Annotated in this window: 18 protein-coding genes and 1 riboswitch; of the genes, 7 read left to right on the forward strand and 11 right to left on the reverse strand. The window is 70.8% G+C overall.

Annotated features, from left to right (window positions below; all coding sequences use genetic code 11):
* Positions 1-4: 4 nt before the first annotated feature.
* Both ACZ6CV_RS18765 and ACZ6CV_RS18770 read right to left on the reverse strand, forming a co-directional pair.
* Positions 5-271, reverse strand: coding sequence for a DUF4031 domain-containing protein (locus ACZ6CV_RS18765; protein ID WP_469251870.1), 267 nt, complete (start codon positions 269-271; stop codon positions 5-7).
* Positions 268-627, reverse strand: coding sequence for a hypothetical protein (locus tag ACZ6CV_RS18770; protein WP_469251871.1), 360 nt, complete (start codon positions 625-627; stop codon positions 268-270). The genes ACZ6CV_RS18765 and ACZ6CV_RS18770 overlap by 4 nt, the downstream gene beginning before the upstream one ends.
* 106 nt (positions 628-733) lie before the next feature.
* Here ACZ6CV_RS18770 and ACZ6CV_RS18775 point away from each other — a divergent pair, with 106 nt between their 5' ends.
* Positions 734-1,660: a MurR/RpiR family transcriptional regulator gene (locus ACZ6CV_RS18775; protein ID WP_469251872.1), complete on the forward strand. Its 927-nt coding sequence runs from the start codon at positions 734-736 to the stop codon at positions 1,658-1,660.
* Positions 1,661-1,735: 75 nt separating this feature from the next.
* On the forward strand, positions 1,736-2,716 hold the full coding sequence (gene murQ / locus ACZ6CV_RS18780; RefSeq protein ID WP_469251873.1) for an N-acetylmuramic acid 6-phosphate etherase: 981 nt from the start codon (positions 1,736-1,738) through the stop codon (positions 2,714-2,716).
* A 42-nt stretch (positions 2,717-2,758) separates the two neighbouring features.
* On the opposite strand, the gene ACZ6CV_RS18785 is transcribed toward murQ, so the two are convergent.
* On the reverse strand, positions 2,759-2,992 hold the full coding sequence (locus ACZ6CV_RS18785; protein ID WP_469251874.1) for a hypothetical protein: 234 nt from the start codon (positions 2,990-2,992) through the stop codon (positions 2,759-2,761).
* Positions 2,989-3,201: a hypothetical protein gene (locus tag ACZ6CV_RS18790; protein WP_469251875.1), complete on the reverse strand. Its 213-nt coding sequence runs from the start codon at positions 3,199-3,201 to the stop codon at positions 2,989-2,991. Before ACZ6CV_RS18790 ends, ACZ6CV_RS18785 begins: the two co-directional genes overlap by 4 nt.
* 114 nt (positions 3,202-3,315) lie before the next feature.
* Between ACZ6CV_RS18790 and ACZ6CV_RS18795 the strand changes: the two genes are divergently transcribed.
* From ACZ6CV_RS18795 to ACZ6CV_RS18805, 3 genes are all read left to right on the forward strand, one after another.
* Positions 3,316-4,158, forward strand: coding sequence for a helix-turn-helix domain-containing protein (locus ACZ6CV_RS18795; protein ID WP_469251876.1), 843 nt, complete (start codon positions 3,316-3,318; stop codon positions 4,156-4,158).
* Positions 4,139-4,396, forward strand: a complete 258-nt coding sequence (locus ACZ6CV_RS18800; RefSeq protein WP_469251877.1) for a DUF397 domain-containing protein — start codon at positions 4,139-4,141, stop codon at positions 4,394-4,396. The genes ACZ6CV_RS18795 and ACZ6CV_RS18800 overlap by 20 nt, the downstream gene beginning before the upstream one ends.
* Before the next feature lie 1,842 nt (positions 4,397-6,238).
* Entirely contained in the window at positions 6,239-7,513 is a 1,275-nt protein-coding gene (locus ACZ6CV_RS18805; protein WP_469251878.1) for an esterase/lipase family protein, read from the forward strand.
* Between the two features lie 107 nt (positions 7,514-7,620).
* Here the strand turns inward: ACZ6CV_RS18805 and groL are convergent, their stop codons facing one another.
* The 4 genes from groL to thrC form a co-directional block, all read right to left on the reverse strand.
* Positions 7,621-9,246: a chaperonin GroEL gene (gene groL, locus ACZ6CV_RS18810; protein ID WP_355807995.1), complete on the reverse strand. Its 1,626-nt coding sequence runs from the start codon at positions 9,244-9,246 to the stop codon at positions 7,621-7,623.
* Between the two features lie 321 nt (positions 9,247-9,567).
* The gene (locus tag ACZ6CV_RS18815) at positions 9,568-9,771 is read right to left on the reverse strand and encodes a cold-shock protein (RefSeq protein WP_005315736.1); all 204 of its coding nucleotides are present in this window, start codon (positions 9,769-9,771) and stop codon (positions 9,568-9,570) included.
* Positions 9,772-10,192: 421 nt separating this feature from the next.
* Positions 10,193-10,468, reverse strand: a complete 276-nt coding sequence (locus tag ACZ6CV_RS18820) for a MoaD/ThiS family protein (RefSeq protein WP_150217764.1) — start codon at positions 10,466-10,468, stop codon at positions 10,193-10,195.
* Between the two features lie 87 nt (positions 10,469-10,555).
* Positions 10,556-11,851 carry a threonine synthase gene (gene thrC / locus ACZ6CV_RS18825; RefSeq protein WP_469251879.1) on the reverse strand — a complete coding sequence of 432 codons (1,296 nt, stop codon included), beginning with the start codon at positions 11,849-11,851 and terminating at the stop codon, positions 10,556-10,558.
* A gap of 17 nt (positions 11,852-11,868) precedes the next feature.
* Positions 11,869-12,025: riboswitch (SAM riboswitch) on the reverse strand.
* 141 nt (positions 12,026-12,166) lie between these two features.
* On the opposite strand from thrC, the gene ACZ6CV_RS18830 reads away from it, so the two are divergent.
* Together ACZ6CV_RS18830 and ACZ6CV_RS18835 are read left to right on the forward strand one after the other, a co-directional pair.
* A complete protein-coding gene (locus tag ACZ6CV_RS18830) occupies positions 12,167-13,111 on the forward strand; it encodes a glucosyl-3-phosphoglycerate synthase (protein WP_469251880.1) in 945 nt (314 codons plus the stop codon).
* Between the two features lie 44 nt (positions 13,112-13,155).
* Positions 13,156-14,583: an alpha,alpha-trehalose-phosphate synthase (UDP-forming) gene (locus ACZ6CV_RS18835; protein ID WP_469251881.1), complete on the forward strand. Its 1,428-nt coding sequence runs from the start codon at positions 13,156-13,158 to the stop codon at positions 14,581-14,583.
* 51 nt (positions 14,584-14,634) lie between these two features.
* On the opposite strand, the gene otsB is transcribed toward ACZ6CV_RS18835, so the two are convergent.
* From otsB to ACZ6CV_RS18850, 3 genes are read right to left on the reverse strand one after another with little or no spacing between them, the layout of a single operon-like run.
* Positions 14,635-15,507 (reverse strand): trehalose-phosphatase, encoded by an 873-nt coding sequence (otsB, locus tag ACZ6CV_RS18840; RefSeq protein ID WP_362372316.1) that lies wholly within the window; start codon positions 15,505-15,507, stop codon positions 14,635-14,637.
* Between the two features lie 19 nt (positions 15,508-15,526).
* Positions 15,527-15,766 (reverse strand): DUF3263 domain-containing protein, encoded by a 240-nt coding sequence (locus tag ACZ6CV_RS18845; protein WP_362372313.1) that lies wholly within the window; start codon positions 15,764-15,766, stop codon positions 15,527-15,529.
* Between the two features lie 18 nt (positions 15,767-15,784).
* Positions 15,785-17,050: an ABC transporter substrate-binding protein gene (locus tag ACZ6CV_RS18850; RefSeq protein WP_469251882.1), complete on the reverse strand. Its 1,266-nt coding sequence runs from the start codon at positions 17,048-17,050 to the stop codon at positions 15,785-15,787.
* Positions 17,051-17,058 lie beyond the last annotated feature (8 nt).

Here is a 17,058-nt window from a genome sequence, read left to right on the forward strand (position 1 = left end):
GCGACTAAGCCGACCGCCCCTTGGGCCTCCGCAGCCCCGCCCCCGTAAGCCTCCGCACCAGTTCCTTCGAGCCGATCTCCACCGCGCCCGCCCGCACCGCGTCCCCGTACCGCTCGGACGGCACGTCGTAGTGGTCGCCGTCGAAGGCGCGGGGCGGGCAGCCCATGGATGCCGCGAACGCGTGGAGCTCGTCGTACGAGGCGTCGCTGACCAGGTGCGACCACATCCGGCCGTGCCCCGGCCAGGTCGGGGGGTCGATGTAGACCGTCACGGCGTGAGCCCGCCCACCGGTGCCACCACGACGCCCGCCTTGCCGCAGACCCAGTGCGGATCGGGCCCCAGCTCCGGCTCCACGTCCAGCGCGTGCGGGTCGCCCGTGCCGCAGACGGGGCACAGCGGCCACCGCCCGTACCGTTCCAGGAGCGCGTCCTGGACGTCCTGGGCGACGAGTCCGGCGACGTACGCGATGCCCTCCGGCCACTGCTCGACCCACCAGCGGCGGTGCGCCACCGACTCCTCGACCATCGAGACGACCTCCGGCTCGGCGACCTCGCGGGCCACGAGGTCGGCGAGGACGAGTGCGCGGGCGGCGTGCAACGCCTGCTCCAGGGGGTCGATCGTGTCCATGCAGCCATTGTCACCCCTCGACCGCCCCCGCACTCTTGACCGCCCTCGCACCCTTGACCGTCCCCGCACTCTTGACCGCCCCCGTACCCGAAAATATCTTTCAGGCGTGACCCATGATGTGAAGGAAATTTTCGCGGGAGCCGCGCACCCCGCCCCCGCCGCCCTCGCGGCCAAGGTGCGGACCCTGGCGCCGTCGATGACCCGCTCCATGCAGCGCGTCGCCGAGGCCGTCGCCGGCGACCCCGCGGGATGCGCCGCCCTCACGGTCACCGGCCTCGCCGAGCTCACCGGCACCAGCGAGGCGACGGTCGTGCGCACCGCCCGCCTCCTCGGCTACCCCGGCTACCGGGACCTCCGCCTCGCCCTCGCCGGCCTCGCCGCCCAGCAGCAGTCCGGGCGGGCGCCGGCCGTGACCGCGGACATCGCCGTCGACGACCCGATCGCGGACGTCGTGGCCAAGCTCGCCTACGACGAGCAGCAGACCCTCGCCGACACCGCCGCCGCGCTCGACACCGTGCAGCTCGGCGCCGCCGTCACCGCGCTCGCCGGCGCCGGGCGCGTGGAGATCTACGGCGTCGCCGCCTCGGGGCTCGTCGCCCAGGACCTCGCCCAGAAGCTGCTGCGCATCGGGCACATCGCGCACGCGCACTCCGACCCGCACCTGGCCGTCACCACCGCGGTGACGCTGCGCGCCAAGGACGTCGCCATCGCGATCACCCACTCCGGTTCGACGGGCGACGTGATCGAGCCGCTGCGGGTCGCCTTCGAGCACGGGGCGACGACGATCGCGATCACCGGGCGTCCGGACGGCGCGGTCTCCCAGTACGCCGATCACATACTGACCACCTCCACGGCCCGCGAGAGCGAGCTGCGGCCGGCCGCGATGTCGTCCCGTACGAGTCAACTCCTCGTCGTGGACTGTCTGTTCGTGGGCGTGGCGCAGCGGACGTACGAGACGGCGGCGCCCGCGCTCGCCGCGTCCTACGAGGCGCTGGCGCACCGGCACAGTCCGCGCGGCGCCAACCCCCGCTGAGCACGGCCCGCACCTCCCCGACCACGCCATGCCACGCCACCCGTACGTACCGGACACGAAAGAGCCGCAGACGTCATGACCTCCACCACCGGCGCCACCCCCTCCCACCCTGGCGACCCCTACGGGGAGCTCCGCGCCCAGCTGGCCACCCTCACCACCGAGGCGTTCCGGCCGGAGCTCTCCGAGATCGACCGGCTGCCCACCCTGGAGATCGCCCGGATCATGAACGGCGAGGACGCCACCGTCCCGGCCGCCGTCGCCGAGCAGCTGCCCCGGATCGCCGCGGCGATCGACGGCACCGCCGAGCGGATGGCCCGCGGCGGCCGGCTGGTCTACGCGGGCGCGGGCACCGCGGGGCGGCTCGGTGTGCTCGACGCCTCCGAGTGCCCGCCGACGTTCAACACCGACCCCGGTGAGGTCGTCGGCCTCATCGCGGGCGGCCCCACCGCGATGGTGACGGCGGTCGAGGGCGCGGAGGACAGCAAGGAGCTCGCCGCCGCGGACCTGGACGCCCTGCGCCTCACCGCGGACGACGTCGTCGTCGGCGTCTCGGCGTCGGGCCGCACCCCGTACGCGATCGGCGCCGTCGAGCACGCCCGCGAGCGCCGCGGCGCCCTCACCATCGGCCTCTCCTGCAACGCGGACAGCGCGCTCGCGGCCGCCGCCGACCACGGCATCGAGGTCGTCGTCGGCCCCGAACTCCTCACCGGCTCCACGCGGTTGAAGGCGGGCACGGCACAGAAACTCGTCCTCAACATGCTGTCGACCATCACGATGATCCGGCTCGGCAAGACGTACGGGAACCTGATGGTGGACGTGCGCGCCTCCAACGAGAAGCTGCGGGCCCGTTCGCGCCGCATCGTCGCGCTCGCCACGGGCGCGTCCGACGAGGAGATCGAGGCGGCCCTCGCCGCGACCGACGGCGAGGTGAAGAACGCGATCCTCACGCTCCTCGGCAAGGTGGACGCCGCGACGGCGGCGACGCTCCTGAGGACGTCGTCCGGCCACCTCCGCACGGCCCTCGACCAGGCTTCCACCACGACCGACACGGCCTGAGCCGGGCCCGGTGTCGGGACGTACCGCGCGGCGGCGGCGCGGTCATCGTGGCCTGGCCTGCACCTGGCGGTTCAGCTCACGCACCCGTTCGCGGAGCACCTCTCCCGGGGGCGCGTCGCGGATCTCCGCCGGCGGGCAGTCCCACTCCCGGCCGCCGCCGATCGGCCTGAGCTGGACGAGTCCGCCCACGCATCCCATCACCTCCCCCACGCTTCCGTCCCGGTAGTCCACGGCGTACGTGCCCGTCTCCGGCACGCTCGGGTCCTCGGTGCTCATCGCGTCCCCTCCAGTACGGCGGCCAGCCGCAGCGCCGTGTCGAGGTTGCAGCGACCCAGCTCCACGAGGGGCAGCGCGCCCTCGTCCGCGGCGGTCAGCGGGTCCATCCGCAACGACGGCAGCGTGACGCCCACCCTCGCGAGGCCCGCCCTCAACTCCCGTACGGCCTCCTCCGCCGCCCTCACCCGTTCCCGCGCCGTCAGCGCCATGAGCTCCGCCTTTCCACCGAGTGTTCTGCTTTCCTCACCCAGCGTGTCCGAGCTTCCGTACGCTGAACAGCGCGGGAATCCCAACAACCCCCTGTGCATGGTGGAGCATTGCCCATGACCCGTCCCAAGGACCTGAACCCCTCATCGAACCCCCGCGCCCTCCTCGGCGCGGAGCTGCGCCACGCCCGCGAACGGGCAGGCCTGAGCCAGGAGGCTCTGGGTACACCGCTCTTCGTGAGCGGGTCGTTCATCGGTCAGCTGGAGGCCGGTACGCGGAGAATGCATCTGGAATACGCGCGGCACTTCGACGAAGTCCTCGACGCGCAAGGCTTCTTCACCCGCAATTGCGGAGCCCTCGCCAAGTCGAGGTATCCGGACCACTTCGCGGAAGCGGCGGAAGCGGAAGCCGTTGCTACGACCATCAGGGAGTACGCGCCCCAACTGGTTCCGGGGCTTCTTCAGACCGAGGCATACGCGCGAGCCATGTTCCGCGACGGCCGCCCGACGGCGACAGAAGAAGAGATCGACGACCTGGTTGCCACTCGGCTGGACAGGGCTCACTTACTTGACGATCCAACAACTCCCATGTTGTGGGCCGTCCTTGACGAGGCCGTACTTCGACGGGTTGTGGGCGGCCCTTCGGTCATGGCAGGAGTCCTGGGGCACATCGCGACGCCGGGCCGGAGGCGCCGCATCACCGTTCAGGTACTCCCGTTCGCGGCCGGCGGGCACATCGCGATGGGCGGCTCACTCAAGTTGATGGCCTGCAGGGACGCTCCGCAACTCGCTTACCTGGAAGGTTTCGGGACAGGTCGCCTCGAGGACGACCCTGCCACCGTGGCCCGGTACGACCTGGCCCACGCTCTCCTCGGGGCGAGTGCTCTCTCACCGCAACTATCCCTGGCCCTGCTCGAAACAGTGGCAGAGGATTACACACATGAAGAGCAACAGCCCTGAGTACGACCTGAGCACGGCCACCTGGCGCAAGTCCAGTTACAGCGATGCCAGCGGCGGCAATTGCGTCGAAGTGGCCGTCTGGCGAAAGTCCACCTACGGCAGGGGAAGCGGGGGAGACTGCCTGGAAGTCGCGGGCGGGTACCTGGAATTCGTCCCTGTGCGCGACTCGAAGGACCCGGGCGGGCCCCACCTCCTCTTCCGCGCCATGAGCTGGGCCGCATTCGTGACGGCCCTCTAGTCGGTGTCTTCGGTGGGCCGGTGCCTTGGATTCGTACCGGGGCCGCCCGGGGTTTTGCGGAGTGTGGCGGTTCCGGGCCGGCAGTAAAGGGCGCTCCGCTGCGCTACGCGTCGGCTTCGCCGATTCCGCTGCGCTCCACCCTTGACTCCCGTCCCTACACCGCACGTTGACGTTCGACCCGGACGGCCAGGGGTGAGGCGGCGGGCGACGCTGGGATGGGTCATCGGCTTTCGCTGCCGGGTGCGGACCGGTCCATCGTGGGCGGAGGCTCCGGTGCGAGCTCGGCCACCCCGGCGGCCTCCCTGCTCGGGTCATCCCCTTTCGCTGCCGGGTGCGGACCGGCCCATCGTGAGCCGACGCCTCGGTGCGTGCTCGACCAGCCGCGCGACTTCGCTGCTCTGGTCATCACCTTTCGCGGCCGGGTGCAGTCCGGGGCAGCGTGCCTGGCCGTTTCGGTCGAGGTGAGGTCGGGGGCGCGGGGTGGGTTCTCGTGGTCTGGCACCTACTTCGGCAAAGTTGCGAATCGATACGCCGCGCACCCCCTGGCCAGACCGTATGCGCCCCCGGGGGCGCAAGCCCGCCCTCTGACGTCAGGCCCGTCCCCGCTCCATCCCTCCCCCTCGGTGACCTACTTTGGGAAAGTTGCGAATCAGATCCTCGCGCGCCCCCTGCCACGCCCCGCGCGCCGCCGGGCGGGTGCCCGATCGCAGGATCCTGCCCCGCCGTCGAACCCGGTAGCCCCACCGAACTCACCCGCCCCACAGATCTCATGCGCCACGAGAACCCACCAGTCCCACAATCCCCATGACTCGCAGAGGGCCCACCCGCCCCGTTCCGTTCGGCGGACTGGACAGTTCCGGGGGCGCTTGGGGTGGTGACAGGGGGGGCGTGCGGCATATTCATTCGCAACTTTCCCAAAGTAGGTGACAGGGGCCGGGACGGCAGTCCCCTGCCCCAGGCAGCGCATTGACGGTGACACCTGTCGACGCTGGGCCGGTCCGCACCCGGCGATGAAAGGTAATGACCCGAGTAGTGAGGCCGCCGGGCTGGCCGAACGCGCACCGTGGCCTCCGCCCACGATGGGCCGGTCCGCACCCGGCCGCGAGAGCCGATGACCCGACCACACCGGCCGTGGGCCGAGCTCGCACGAGGGCGTCGGCGCACGATGAGCCGGGCCGCACCCGGCAGCGAAACGTGATGACCCGAGCAGCGAGGTCCGCCGCCTCACCCCTGGCCGTCCGGGTCGGAGGTCACGTCGCGGTGGAGGGGCGGGAGTCAAGGGTGGAGCGGAGCGGAATCGGCGGAGCCGACGCCCGTAGGGCGCCCTTTACTCGCGGCCCGGAGCCGCCACACTCCGCAAAACCCCGGGCGGCCCCGGTGACCTTCAACGTCTCCGGTCCACCGAAGCGCGACCTCCGGGCGGAGCCCCACCGTAGTTCCGGCCCACCATTGGCCGGGGCGGCCCCGCCAACCGGCAAAGGCACCGGCCCAGCGAAGCGGGACCTCCGGAACCAGCCCCGCCCCCGGTCGCCTTCGCGACAGACTTGGTGACGGTTCCCGGCCCCCCGCCACCCCCCGTCCCCCACCGACTTGGCCGACGCGCCGTCGCCCCGCGAGGGGACCGCGTCCAGTCCCCCCGTACGCCGCAGGCCACCGCGCCCCGCCCCTCGCGCCCCAGCCGTAACCGGCCCGAACCCGCCCTGTCCGAAAGGGTCCTGCCCCGGCCCGCATCCGGGCGCTTCCCCTATCCGGCGACTACCGGACGTATCAAAGATGGCACCGAACGTGACCGGAACGAACGCCTCGCGTACCGCATCGAAGCCGCACCACCGGAGGGGATCCATGACCAAGCCCAGCGACCCCAACGCGTCGAACGAACCGCACGAGCCCGCCGACCCGCAGATCTCCGAGGCCTTCGGGGCCGCCGCCCGCGTCATCCTGGCCCCCGGGTCCAGGGACGCCAGGGAGCAGCCGGCCGAGGCGCCGGAGCCGGACGAGGAGTGGGCCCTGCCGAACGGCAGGGCCTGGGTGTACCTCGCCAACTCGGCGCAGGGGCTGACCCGGCCCGTGATCATCGGCGACGGATTCAACACCGGGCCCAGTGAGCTGGACTTCTCCTGGGAGATCCTGGAGCGCGGCCCGTACCCGTTCATCAGCGCCCTGCGCCGCCGCGGCCACGACGTCGTGCTCCTCGGCTTCGACGAGCGCAGCGCCTCCATCCTGGACAACGCGCAGGTCGCCCGCGCCGCGATCCTGGAGGCGATCGCGCGGCGCCGGGGTGACCGTCCGCTGACGGTCGGCGGGTTCAGCATGGGCGGGCTCGTCACGCGGTACGCCCTCGCCAGGATGGAACAGGAGGGCATCGACCACCAGACGGCGCTCTACTTCTCCTACGACAGCCCGCACCGCGGCGCGTGGATCCCCGTCGCCCTGCAGTCGTTCGCGCACTACATCCGGCGCCTCAACGCGGCGTTCTCGAACCAGATGAACAGCCCGGCCGCCCGTCAGCTGCTGTCGCAGCACATCGCCGAGTGGGACGACACCCCGGAGACCGACAAGGAACGCGTGGAGTTCCTCGCCGAGTTGGAACGGGTCGGCGGCTGGCCCGCGCGGCCCCGCAAGATCGGCGTCGCCAACGGCGTCCGCACCGGCGAGGGCAACGGCATCCGCGGCGGCGAGCAGGCCTTCCACGGCAAGGGCCTGGCCATCACCGGCACCCATCTGCACACCCAGTCCGCCGGCGAGAACCAACTCGTCGCGCAGTTGCGCGTGGTGACCTTGCGCAAGCCCCGTATCCACACCTCCGGCCTGCCGGAGACGGACGGCGCGCCCGGCGGCACCCTGGAGGGCTTCGGCATCCTCGCCGACGAGTTGGAGAAGATCCCGGCGATCATCGGACTCGGCTCCGCGGCCGACATCCGCGAACACTGCTTCGTGCCGACGGTCAGCGCGATCGCGCTGCGCGACATCGACACCCACGAGAAGCTGTACGCGCCGGTGACGGCCGCCGCCGAGGAGGAGAGCGAACTGGACGAGTTCCTCTGCGCCTCCCGCAACGAGGGCCACACCCTGGTGACCGAGGAGCTCTGCAGCTGGATCCTGGACCGCCTGCCGTAGTCGCGGACGGCTACCGGAAACGCCCACAACGCCCGAGGGCGGCACCCCTTCGTGAGAAGGAGTGCCGCCCTCGGTACGTGAAGACTGGCCTGCCGAGCCGAAGCGGCTCAGAAGTCCATGTCACCGCCCGGCATGCCGCCGCCGGCCGGGGCAGCGCCCGCCTTCTCCGGCTTGTCGGCGATGACGGCCTCGGTGGTGAGGAACAGCGCGGCGATGGAGGCGGCGTTCTGCAGGGCAGAGCGCGTCACCTTCGCCGGGTCGAGGATGCCCTCGGCGATCATGTCGACGTACTCACCGGTCGCGGCGTTCAGGCCGTGGCCGACGGTCAGGTTGCGCACCTTCTCGACGACGACGCCACCCTCGAGACCACCGTTGACGGCGATCTGCTTGAGCGGGGCCTCCAGGGCGAGCTTCACGGCGTTGGCGCCGGTCGCCTCGTCACCCTGCAGGTCGAGCTTCTCGAAGACCGAGGCGGCCTGCAGCAGGGCCACGCCACCGCCGGCGACGATGCCCTCTTCGACGGCCGCCTTCGCGTTGCGGACGGCGTCCTCGATGCGGTGCTTGCGCTCCTTGAGCTCGACCTCGGTCGCGGCACCGGCCTTGATGACGGCCACGCCGCCCGCGAGCTTCGCCAGGCGCTCCTGGAGCTTCTCGCGGTCGTAGTCCGAGTCGCTGTTCTCGATCTCGGCGCGGATCTGGTTGACGCGACCCTGGACCTGGTCGCTCTCACCGGAGCCGTCGACGATCGTCGTCTCGTCCTTGGTGATGACGACCTTGCGGGCGCGGCCGAGCAGGTCGAGACCGGCGTTCTCCAGCTTGAGGCCGACCTCCTCGGAGATGACGGTGCCACCGGTGAGGATGGCGATGTCGCCGAGCATGGCCTTGCGGCGGTCACCGAAGCCCGGGGCCTTGACGGCGACGGACTTGAAGGTGCCACGGATCTTGTTGACGACCAGGGTCGACAGGGCCTCGCCCTCGACGTCCTCGGCGATGATCAGCAGCGGCTTGCCGGACTGCATGACCTTCTCGAGGAGCGGAAGGAGGTCCTTCACGTTCGAGATCTTCGAGTTGACGATCAGGATGTACGGGTCGTCGAGCGACGCCTCCATACGCTCCATGTCGGTGGCGAAGTACGCCGAGATGTAGCCCTTGTCGAAGCGCATGCCCTCGGTGAGCTCGAGCTCCAGACCGAAGGTCTGCGACTCCTCGACGGTGATGACGCCTTCCTTGCCGACCTTGTCCATCGCCTCGGCGATGAGCTCGCCGATCTGGGTGTCGGCGGCGGAGATGGAGGCGGTCGAAGCGATCTGCTCCTTGGTCTCCACGTCCTTGGCCTGCTCGAGCAGGGCGCCGGAGACGGCCTCGACGGCCTTCTCGATGCCGCGCTTGAGGGCCATCGGGTTGGCACCGGCGGCCACGTTGCGCAGACCCTCGCGCACCAGGGCCTGGGCCAGGACGGTCGCGGTCGTCGTGCCGTCACCGGCGACGTCGTCCGTCTTCTTCGCGACCTCCTTGACCAGCTCGGCGCCGATCTTCTCGTACGGGTCCTCGAGCTCGATCTCCTTGGCGATGGAGACACCATCGTTGGTGATCGTGGGGGCGCCCCACTTCTTCTCGAGGACGACGTTGCGACCCTTGGGGCCCAGGGTCACCTTGACGGCGTCGGCGAGCTGGTTCATGCCGCGCTCGAGGCCGCGCCGTGCCTCCTCGTCGAACGCGATGATCTTGGCCATGTGAAGTGGTCCTCCCGGACGGGGTGGAAATGCAAGCAAACGGATCGCGCCTGCGCCCGCGACGGACGGCCTGCAGCCCTTGTGGTTCCTTGCCCCACCCGGCCTGCGGGCCTCACCGACCCGATCCAAGTTCTGTCACTCTCACTCGGAGAGTGCTAAGCCCAATGATTAGCACTCGCCCCCGTCGAGTGCAAGCGCCTCTTGAGGATCCCGGACAGTCCCCGGCGCGCGGCGCGCGTACCCCGCGCGCACGAGGGGCCCGTACCCCTGACGGGATACGGGCCCCTCGTGATACTTGCTTCGGTGGTCGATCGCGCCGAGCTAGACGGCGAGCTTGACCATGTCCGCCTGCGGACCCTTCTGGCCCTGCGAGATCTCGAATTCGACTCGCTGACCTTCTTCAAGGGTGCGGTACCCGTCCATCTGGATCGCGCTGTAGTGGACGAAAACATCCGCACCACCGTCGACCGCGATGAAGCCGTACCCCTTCTCCGCGTTGAACCACTTGACGGTGCCCTGAGCCATGCCTAACTCCCCTATTACTGGCCCTTGCACAGGACCGCACTTCGCGGACCCGGGTCAGACCTCACCCCCCACTGATTGGGGGTGTGCGCCGGAACGCGTCGACCGCCGCTGAATGTATCTGTCCAACTGCCGTCTGCAACAGGTCAATCGGACGAGAATTCTGGGCACGCGCGATCGGAAATATGCGGAGAATTTGCCGGAATTCAGGGCAAGTCGGGCCGGGCAAAAGCCACATGAGGCTCAAATGGGCGGCGCGCATTGGCTGCTTCTTGTCGACTCCGGGTCGACTTCGTATATGCGCTCGGCACAAACGGCGAAGCACACTTCCCAACTGTACCGCGCTCAACCATGCAGAATTGCCCCCTCCGTTTCTCCGACGGAGAGGGCAATTCGGGTTAAGCAGGGTTCTTGCGGAAAAGGATCAGCCGCCGGCGACGGCCGGAATGATCGAGACGCCCGCACCGTCCGGGGTGGCGGTCTCCAGGCCCTGCTCGAACCGGACGTCGTCGTCGTTGACGTACACGTTCACGAACCGGCGCAGCTTGCCCTGATCGTCCAGGACGCGGGCGGCGATGCCGGTGTGGTTCTTCTCCAGGTCGGCGATGACCTCCCCGAGGTTCGCCCCCTCGGCGGCGACCTCGGCCTTGCCGCCGGTGTAGGTACGCAGAATGGTGGGGATACGGACGTTGACGCTCATGGGTTTCACCTCAGGGATTACGGGCCCCGTCAGGGGCGCGGCGAACTGCGCGACCAGCCACATCCGGCCCGCAGGGAAAGGAGAAGGTCAGCCGGCCAGACCCGCGGAGCGAAACGCGTCGAGGTTCGGCTTGATCGTGGCGGTCGCCTGAGACCTCTCGGCGACAGCGTCGAGCGTCTTGAGCCCGTCCCCGGTGTTCAACACCACCGTGGTGAGCGACGGATCGATGAGCCCCGCCTCGACGAGCTTCTTCGTGACGCCCACCGTCACCCCGCCCGCGGTCTCCGCGAAGATCCCCTCACTCCGGGCGAGCAGCTCGATCGCCTCGACGACCTGCTCGTCGTCGACGTCCTCCACCGCACCCCCCGTACGCCGCGCGATGTCGAGCACGTACGGCCCGTCGGCCGGGTTGCCGATGGCCAGCGACTTGGCGATGGTGTTCGGCTTCTGCGGGCGGACCACGTCCTGGCCGGCCTTGAAGGCCGCCGACACCGGGGAGCACCCCTCCGCCTGCGCACCGAAGATCTTGTAGGGCTTGTCCTCGACGAGGCCCAGCGCGATGAGCTCCTTCAGCCCCTTGTCGATCTTCGTGAGCTGCGAGCCGGAGGCGATCGGGATGACCAGCTGGTCGGGGATGACCCACCCCAGCTGCTCGCAGATCTCGTACGCGAGGGTCTTGGAGCCCTCGCCGTAGTACGGCCGCAGGTTGACGTTGACGAAGCCCCAGCCCTCGCCCAGCGGGTCGCCGATGAGCTCGGAGCAGAAGCGGTTCACGTCGTCGTAGTTGCCCTCGATGCCGACGAGCTCGCCGCCGTAGACCGCGGCCATGACGACCTTGCCCTGCTCCAGGTCGTGCGGGATGAACACGCAGGAGCGGAAGCCGGCGCGGGCGGCGGCGGCGCCGACGGCGCCCGCGAGGTTGCCGGTGGAGGAGCAGGAGAGGGTGGTGAAGCCGAAGGCGCGCGCCGCTTCGAGGGCCTGCGCGACGACGCGGTCCTTGAAGGAGTGCGTGGGGTTGCCGGAGTCGTCCTTGACGAACAACTTGCCCTGTTGGACGCCGAGTTCGGCGGCGAGGTTGTCGGCCTTGACGAGCTTGGTCCAGCCGGGGTTCAGGTTCGGCTTGTCGGCCACGTCGGCGGGGACGGGCAGCAGCGGGGCGTAGCGCCAGATGTTGGCGGGGCCCGCCTCGATCTGCTTGCGCAGGGACTCCGGGTCGCCGAGGGGCAGGTCGTACGCGACTTCGAGGGGGCCGAAACACTCGGCGCAGGCGAAGATCGGGCCGAGCGGGAAGGTGGTGCCGCACTCCCGGCAGGAGAGTCCCGATGCGGGGCCGAGGTCTACGGAGGTGGTGGTGTTCTCGGTGGCGACAGTCTGCACAGCCATGGAGGCGAGGCCCTTTCTCCTCATCTTCCTCGCGACGCATCTCGCCGCGAGACGGATTTGGCACCTTCCCTAGCCGGGAGCCTCGCGGCGCTGATCACTTGATCGCGTACGAGACCGGCTGGAGGGTTGCCGGGGCTTCAACGGGCCGTATCCCTCTGCCCCTCTGGATGAGCGGTATTCGATTGTTGATCTCAGGCGGCGATGACCCCGACATGCGATGGTCACCGGCGTTGTTCAAGACTGTAACCGAAGCCCCGGACCCTTGAGATAGTCGTCCGAACCGCGAGATGGATCACATATGGGAGGACCGCGACCGTGCTGGAAGAGGTCGAGCACTGGCTGAGCAGGCGTTCCTGGTCTGTCGCCGACCGCCCGCCGGAGCTGCTGACCGCCGCCAAGCGGGCGTCGGGCACCACGGTGAGCGTCGTGCTGCCCGCGCTCGACGAGGAGAACACGGTCGGCCAGATCGTCGCCGAGATCCGCCGGGAACTCATGGAGCGGGTGCCGCTGGTCGACGAGCTCGTGGTGATCGACTCCGGCTCCTCGGACCGTACGGCGGAGGTCGCCGCGGCGGCCGGCGCCAGGGTCGTGCACCGGGACGAGATCCTGCCGCGCCTGGCGCCGGTGCCGGGCAAGGGCGAGGTGCTGTGGCGCTCGCTCCTGGTGACGGGCGGCGACGTCGTGGCGTTCGTCGACGCGGATCTGCGGGAGTTCTCCGCGGACTTCGTCTCGGGCATCGTGGGCCCGCTGCTCACCGACCCGGACGTGGCGTTCGTGAAGGCGATGTACGACCGGCCGCTGGGGTCGGCCGCGGGGCAGGGCGGCCGGGTGACGGAGCTGATGGCGCGCCCGCTCCTGAACATGCACTGGCCGCTGCTCGCGGGGTTCGTCCAGCCGCTGGGCGGCGAGTACGCGGCCCGCAGGTCGCTCCTGGAGCGGCTGCCGTTCCCCGTGGGGTACGGCGTGGAGCTGGGGCTGCTCGTCGACGCGCTGCACACGGTGGGTCTGGACGCGCTGGCGCAGGTGGACGTGGGGGTGCGCAGGCACCGGCACCAGGACGGGCAGGCGCTCGGGCGGATGGCGGCGGCGATCTACCGGACGGCGCAGCTGCGGCTGGCGCGCGGCCATCTCGTCCGGCCGGAGCTGACGCAGTTCGAGCGGGGGGCGGACGGGTTCGTGCCGCGCACGTATCCGGTCGACACGGAGGAGCGCCCTCCGATGACGGGCATCGCCGAGTACGCGCACCGTCGCGTGGCGTAAAGGCGTACGTTTGCCCGGGGCCGGGACGGGCTACGTTGTGCCACATGGTCTCCGAGTCCGCATCGTCAGCAGCAGCGCAATCGTCGGCAGCAGCGCAGGTACTCGTCGCGTCCAACCGCGGCCCCGTCTCGTACACCGTGGGTGAGGACGGGGAGCTGACCGCGAAACGCGGTGGCGGCGGGCTGGTCTCCGGGCTCAGCGCCATCGGTGACGACGCGGACGCGCTGTGGGTGTGCGCGGCGCTCGGCGACGGCGACCGCGAGGCGGTGCGGCGGGGTGTGGGCGAGCCGGGCGTACGGATGCTGGACATCGACGCGGACGTCCACGCGGACGCGTACAACGGCATCGCCAACTCGGTGCTGTGGTTCGTCCACCACATGCTCTACCAGACGCCGCTGGAGCCGGCCTTCGGGCCGGAGTTCCGCGCGCAGTGGGCGGCGTACGAGACGTACAACCGGGCCTTCGCCGAGGCGCTGGCGGCCGAGGCGGCGCCGGGCGCGGCGGTCCTGGTGCAGGACTACCACCTGACGCTGGTGCCGGGGATGCTCCGCGAGCTCCGGGACGACGTGCGGATCGGCCACTTCTCGCACACGCCGTGGGCGCCCGCCGACTACTTCCGGATGCTGCCGGACGACGTGGCCGAGCAGGTGCTGCGCGGGATGCTGGGCGCCGACCGGCTGGGGTTCCTCACCGGGCGGTGGGCGGACGCGTTCACGGACTGCTGTGTGCGGGTCGTCGGCGGGACCTCGGGCACCCGGATCGGGGTGCACGGGCTCGGTGCCGACGCGGACTTCCTGCGGGAGCGCTCGCGCCGGGACGACGTCGAGGAGCGGATGCGGACGCTGCGCGAGCAGGCGGGTACGCAGGACGGGGAGGACCGGAAGCTGATCGTCCGGGTGGACCGGACGGAGCTGTCGAAGAACATCGTGCGCGGCCTGCACGCCTACCGCGAGCTCCTCGACACCCACCCCGAGTGGCGCGAGCGCGTCGTGCACGTCGCCTTCGCCTACCCCTCGCGGCAGGACCTGACGGTCTACCGCGAGTACACGGCGGAGGTCTCCCGGGTCGCCGAGTCCATCAACTCCGCGTACGGGACGCCCGGCTGGACCCCGGTGCTGCTGCACGTCGACGACGACTTCGCGCGTTCGCTCGCCGCCTACCGGCTGGCGGACGTGGCGCTGGTCAACCCGATCCGGGACGGCATGAACCTCGTCGCGAAGGAGGTGCCGGTCGTCTCCGACGAGGGCTGCGCGCTGGTCCTGTCGCGGGAGGCGGGCGCCCACGAGGAGCTCGGCGAGGACGCGCTCACCGTGAACCCGTACGACGTGTCGGCCACCGCCGAGGCGCTGCACGCCGGCCTGTCGATGCCCGCGGAGGAGCGCGCCGAGCGCACCAAGCGCCTCGCGGCGGCGGCCACGGCGCTGCCCCCCGCCCAGTGGTTCCTGGACCAGCTCCACGCCCTCACCGGCTGACGCGACCGGCCGGGCGGTCAGCAGCCAGCAGCCAGCAGCCAGCAGCCAGCGTCAGTCGAGCTGCCCCGTGATCGCCGTCAGCAGTGCCACCACTCCGGCCGGGCCGTCCACCACCAGGTCGGCCCGGTCGGCCAGTTCCGCGACCTCCGTGCTGCCGCTGCACACCAGCAGGCCCGCGACCCCCTCCGAGCGGAGCTTCTCCACGGCGCCGAAGGCGGGCAGGTCGCCGAGGTCGTCGCCCGCGTAGAGGACGGACTCGGCGCCCACCTCGCGCAGGTACTCGGCGAGCGCCACGCCCTTGTCCATGCCGGGCGGCCGCAGCTCCAGGACCATGCGGCCCGGTTCGACGATGAGGCCGTGCCGGTTCGCCAGCTCCGCGAGCGGTGCGCGGAGCGCGTCGAAGGCGGCCTGCGGGTCCGAGGCGCGGCGGGTGTGGACGGCGACGGCGCGGCCCTTCTCCTCGATCCAGGTGCCGCGCCATGCGTTGATCGCGTCGAGGAAGCCGGGCAGTTCGGCGCGGACGGCCGCGACGCCCGGGTGCGGCTCGGCGGCGTGCACGGTGCCGGTGACGGCGTCCCAGCGCTCGGCGCCGTAGTGCCCGAGGACGACGAGGTGCTCCAGGCCCGCGGCGCCCGCGAAGCCGCCGTAGCGGACGGCGACGCCCGCGGGGCGTCCGGTGACCACGGCGACCGACCGCAGCCGCGGCGCGAGCGCGGCGAGCGCGGGCACGGCGTCGGGGTGGGCGCGGGCCTGTTCGGGGTCGGGCACGATCGCGGCGAGCGTGCCGTCGAAGTCCAGGGCCACGACGGCTCGTTCGGGCCGGGCGAGGAGCGCGGCGAGGCCGTCGCGCCCGGCCGGCGTCACGGGCTCGGGCAGGCCGGGGCGTCCGGGCCCGGCGGGCTGCGTGTACGTAGGGTCACCCATGGGCCCGACCTTAACCGGGTCAGCGCTCCTCGCGGCGTGACTCCCGCACCCGGCGCAGCCGATTGACCGTAATCGGGTCGTGGGCGAGCGCGCGGGCGTCGTCCAGGAGGGCGTTCAGGACCTGGTAGTAGCGGACCGGCACCATGCCGAGCTCCTCGCGGATGGCGCGTTCCTTCGCGCCGGGGCCCGGCCACGGGCGCCGCTCCAGGGCGAGGACGGCGCGGTCCCGCGCGGAGAGCTCCGGTTCCTGATGGTTCATGCGGCCACGGTAAAGCCTCTACTCGGCGTTCTCCTCGGCCGCGGCGCGGTTCTGGATGCCGGTGAGGACGGAGGCGGGGTTGCCGCCCTTCTCGACGGTCCTGCCGATGTTCTTCTTGACCTCCGCCGACACCTGCGCCCAGGAGGTCTTGCCGACCGGGTAGAGCTGCGAGGTGGGGAGCTCGTCGAGGAACTTGCCGAGCGCGGTGTGGCCGCGCTCGGCGGCCATCGCCTGGGACGCGGAGGTGGTCACCGGCAGGATGTCGTACTCGTTCGAGAAGTCGAGCACGTTTTTCTTGCTGTAGACGTAGTCGAGGAACTTGCCGGCCTCCTTGCGGTGGCCGTTCTGCTTGAACGCCATCATCCAGTCGGCGACGCCCATCGTGGCCTGCGCCTTGCCGTTGCGGCCCGGCGCGGGGACCATGCCGAACTTGACGCCCTTCTTGGCGGCCATCTTCATCAGCGTCGGGTGGCCGTTGAGCATGCCGACCTCGCCGCGCGAGAACGCCGCGAAGGCGTCGGCGCGGTTCATCTTCCCGGGCGGCGTCGGGCCGGTCAGGCCCTCGCCGACGAGCTCGTCGCGGAGCCAGGAGAACGTCTTGGCGTTCTCCTGGGAGTCGATGGCGTACGAGCCGACGTTGTCGGTGTAGCCGCCGCCGCCGCTGAGCATCCACATCAGCGTCTCGGCGGGCGCCTCCTCCGGGCCCAGCGGCAGCGCGTACGGGATCTTCACGCCGCGCGCCTTGAGCGCCTTCGCGTCCGCCTGCAGCTCGGTCCAGCTCTGCGGCGGGGTGAGGTGGGCGTCCTTGAAGAGCTTGGTGTTGTAGAAGAGCAGACGGGTGGAGGAGGCGAACGGCATGCCGTACTGGATGCGGTTGACCTCGCCGGCCTGGGAGAGCGGGGCGAGGAAGTCGGCCTGGGTGGCGATCGAGAGGAGCTCGTCGGCCTCGTAGAGCTTGCCCTGCGCGGCATAGTCGGCGTACGCGCCGATCTGTGCCAGGTCGGGGGCCTCGCCCTTCTCGACCATGTCCTTGACGTCGCGGTCCACGTCGTTCCAGGAGCGGACGGTGACGTCGATCTTGATGCCGGGGTTCTCCTTCTCGAACCCTTCGGCCAGCTTGTCCCAGTACTTCTTGGAGCTGTTCGCCGCGGAGTCGCCGTAGTCGGCGGCCACCAGCTTGAGGGTGACGTCGCCGGAGTCGCCGGGACCGCCGCAGCCGGCGAGCACGCCCGCCATGCCCAGTGCGGCCACCGCCGCGGTCAGTCCTGTCACGCGCCGCTGCACAGCTGTCC

Source organism: Streptomyces sp. NPDC041713 (genome assembly GCF_055591085.1).

Excerpts from the sequence above, each read along its gene's own strand:
- ACZ6CV_RS18770 (WP_469251871.1), bottom strand. The coding sequence starts at position 627 with ATGGACACGATCGACCCCCTGGAGCAGGCGTTGCACGCCGCCCGCGCA.
- murQ (WP_469251873.1), top strand. The coding sequence starts at position 1,736 with ATGACCTCCACCACCGGCGCCACCCCCTCCCACCCTGGCGACCCCTAC.
- ACZ6CV_RS18785 (WP_469251874.1), bottom strand. The coding sequence starts at position 2,992 with ATGAGCACCGAGGACCCGAGCGTGCCGGAGACGGGCACGTACGCCGTG.
- ACZ6CV_RS18790 (WP_469251875.1), bottom strand. The coding sequence starts at position 3,201 with ATGGCGCTGACGGCGCGGGAACGGGTGAGGGCGGCGGAGGAGGCCGTA.
- ACZ6CV_RS18795 (WP_469251876.1), top strand. The coding sequence starts at position 3,316 with ATGACCCGTCCCAAGGACCTGAACCCCTCATCGAACCCCCGCGCCCTC.
- ACZ6CV_RS18800 (WP_469251877.1), top strand. The coding sequence starts at position 4,139 with ATGAAGAGCAACAGCCCTGAGTACGACCTGAGCACGGCCACCTGGCGC.
- ACZ6CV_RS18805 (WP_469251878.1), top strand. The coding sequence starts at position 6,239 with ATGACCAAGCCCAGCGACCCCAACGCGTCGAACGAACCGCACGAGCCC.
- groL (WP_355807995.1), bottom strand. The coding sequence starts at position 9,246 with ATGGCCAAGATCATCGCGTTCGACGAGGAGGCACGGCGCGGCCTCGAG.
- ACZ6CV_RS18815 (WP_005315736.1), bottom strand. The coding sequence starts at position 9,771 with ATGGCTCAGGGCACCGTCAAGTGGTTCAACGCGGAGAAGGGGTACGGC.
- ACZ6CV_RS18820 (WP_150217764.1), bottom strand. The coding sequence starts at position 10,468 with ATGAGCGTCAACGTCCGTATCCCCACCATTCTGCGTACCTACACCGGC.
- thrC (WP_469251879.1), bottom strand. The coding sequence starts at position 11,851 with ATGGCTGTGCAGACTGTCGCCACCGAGAACACCACCACCTCCGTAGAC.
- ACZ6CV_RS18835 (WP_469251881.1), top strand. The coding sequence starts at position 13,156 with ATGGTCTCCGAGTCCGCATCGTCAGCAGCAGCGCAATCGTCGGCAGCA.
- otsB (WP_362372316.1), bottom strand. The coding sequence starts at position 15,507 with ATGGGTGACCCTACGTACACGCAGCCCGCCGGGCCCGGACGCCCCGGC.
- ACZ6CV_RS18845 (WP_362372313.1), bottom strand. The coding sequence starts at position 15,766 with ATGAACCATCAGGAACCGGAGCTCTCCGCGCGGGACCGCGCCGTCCTC.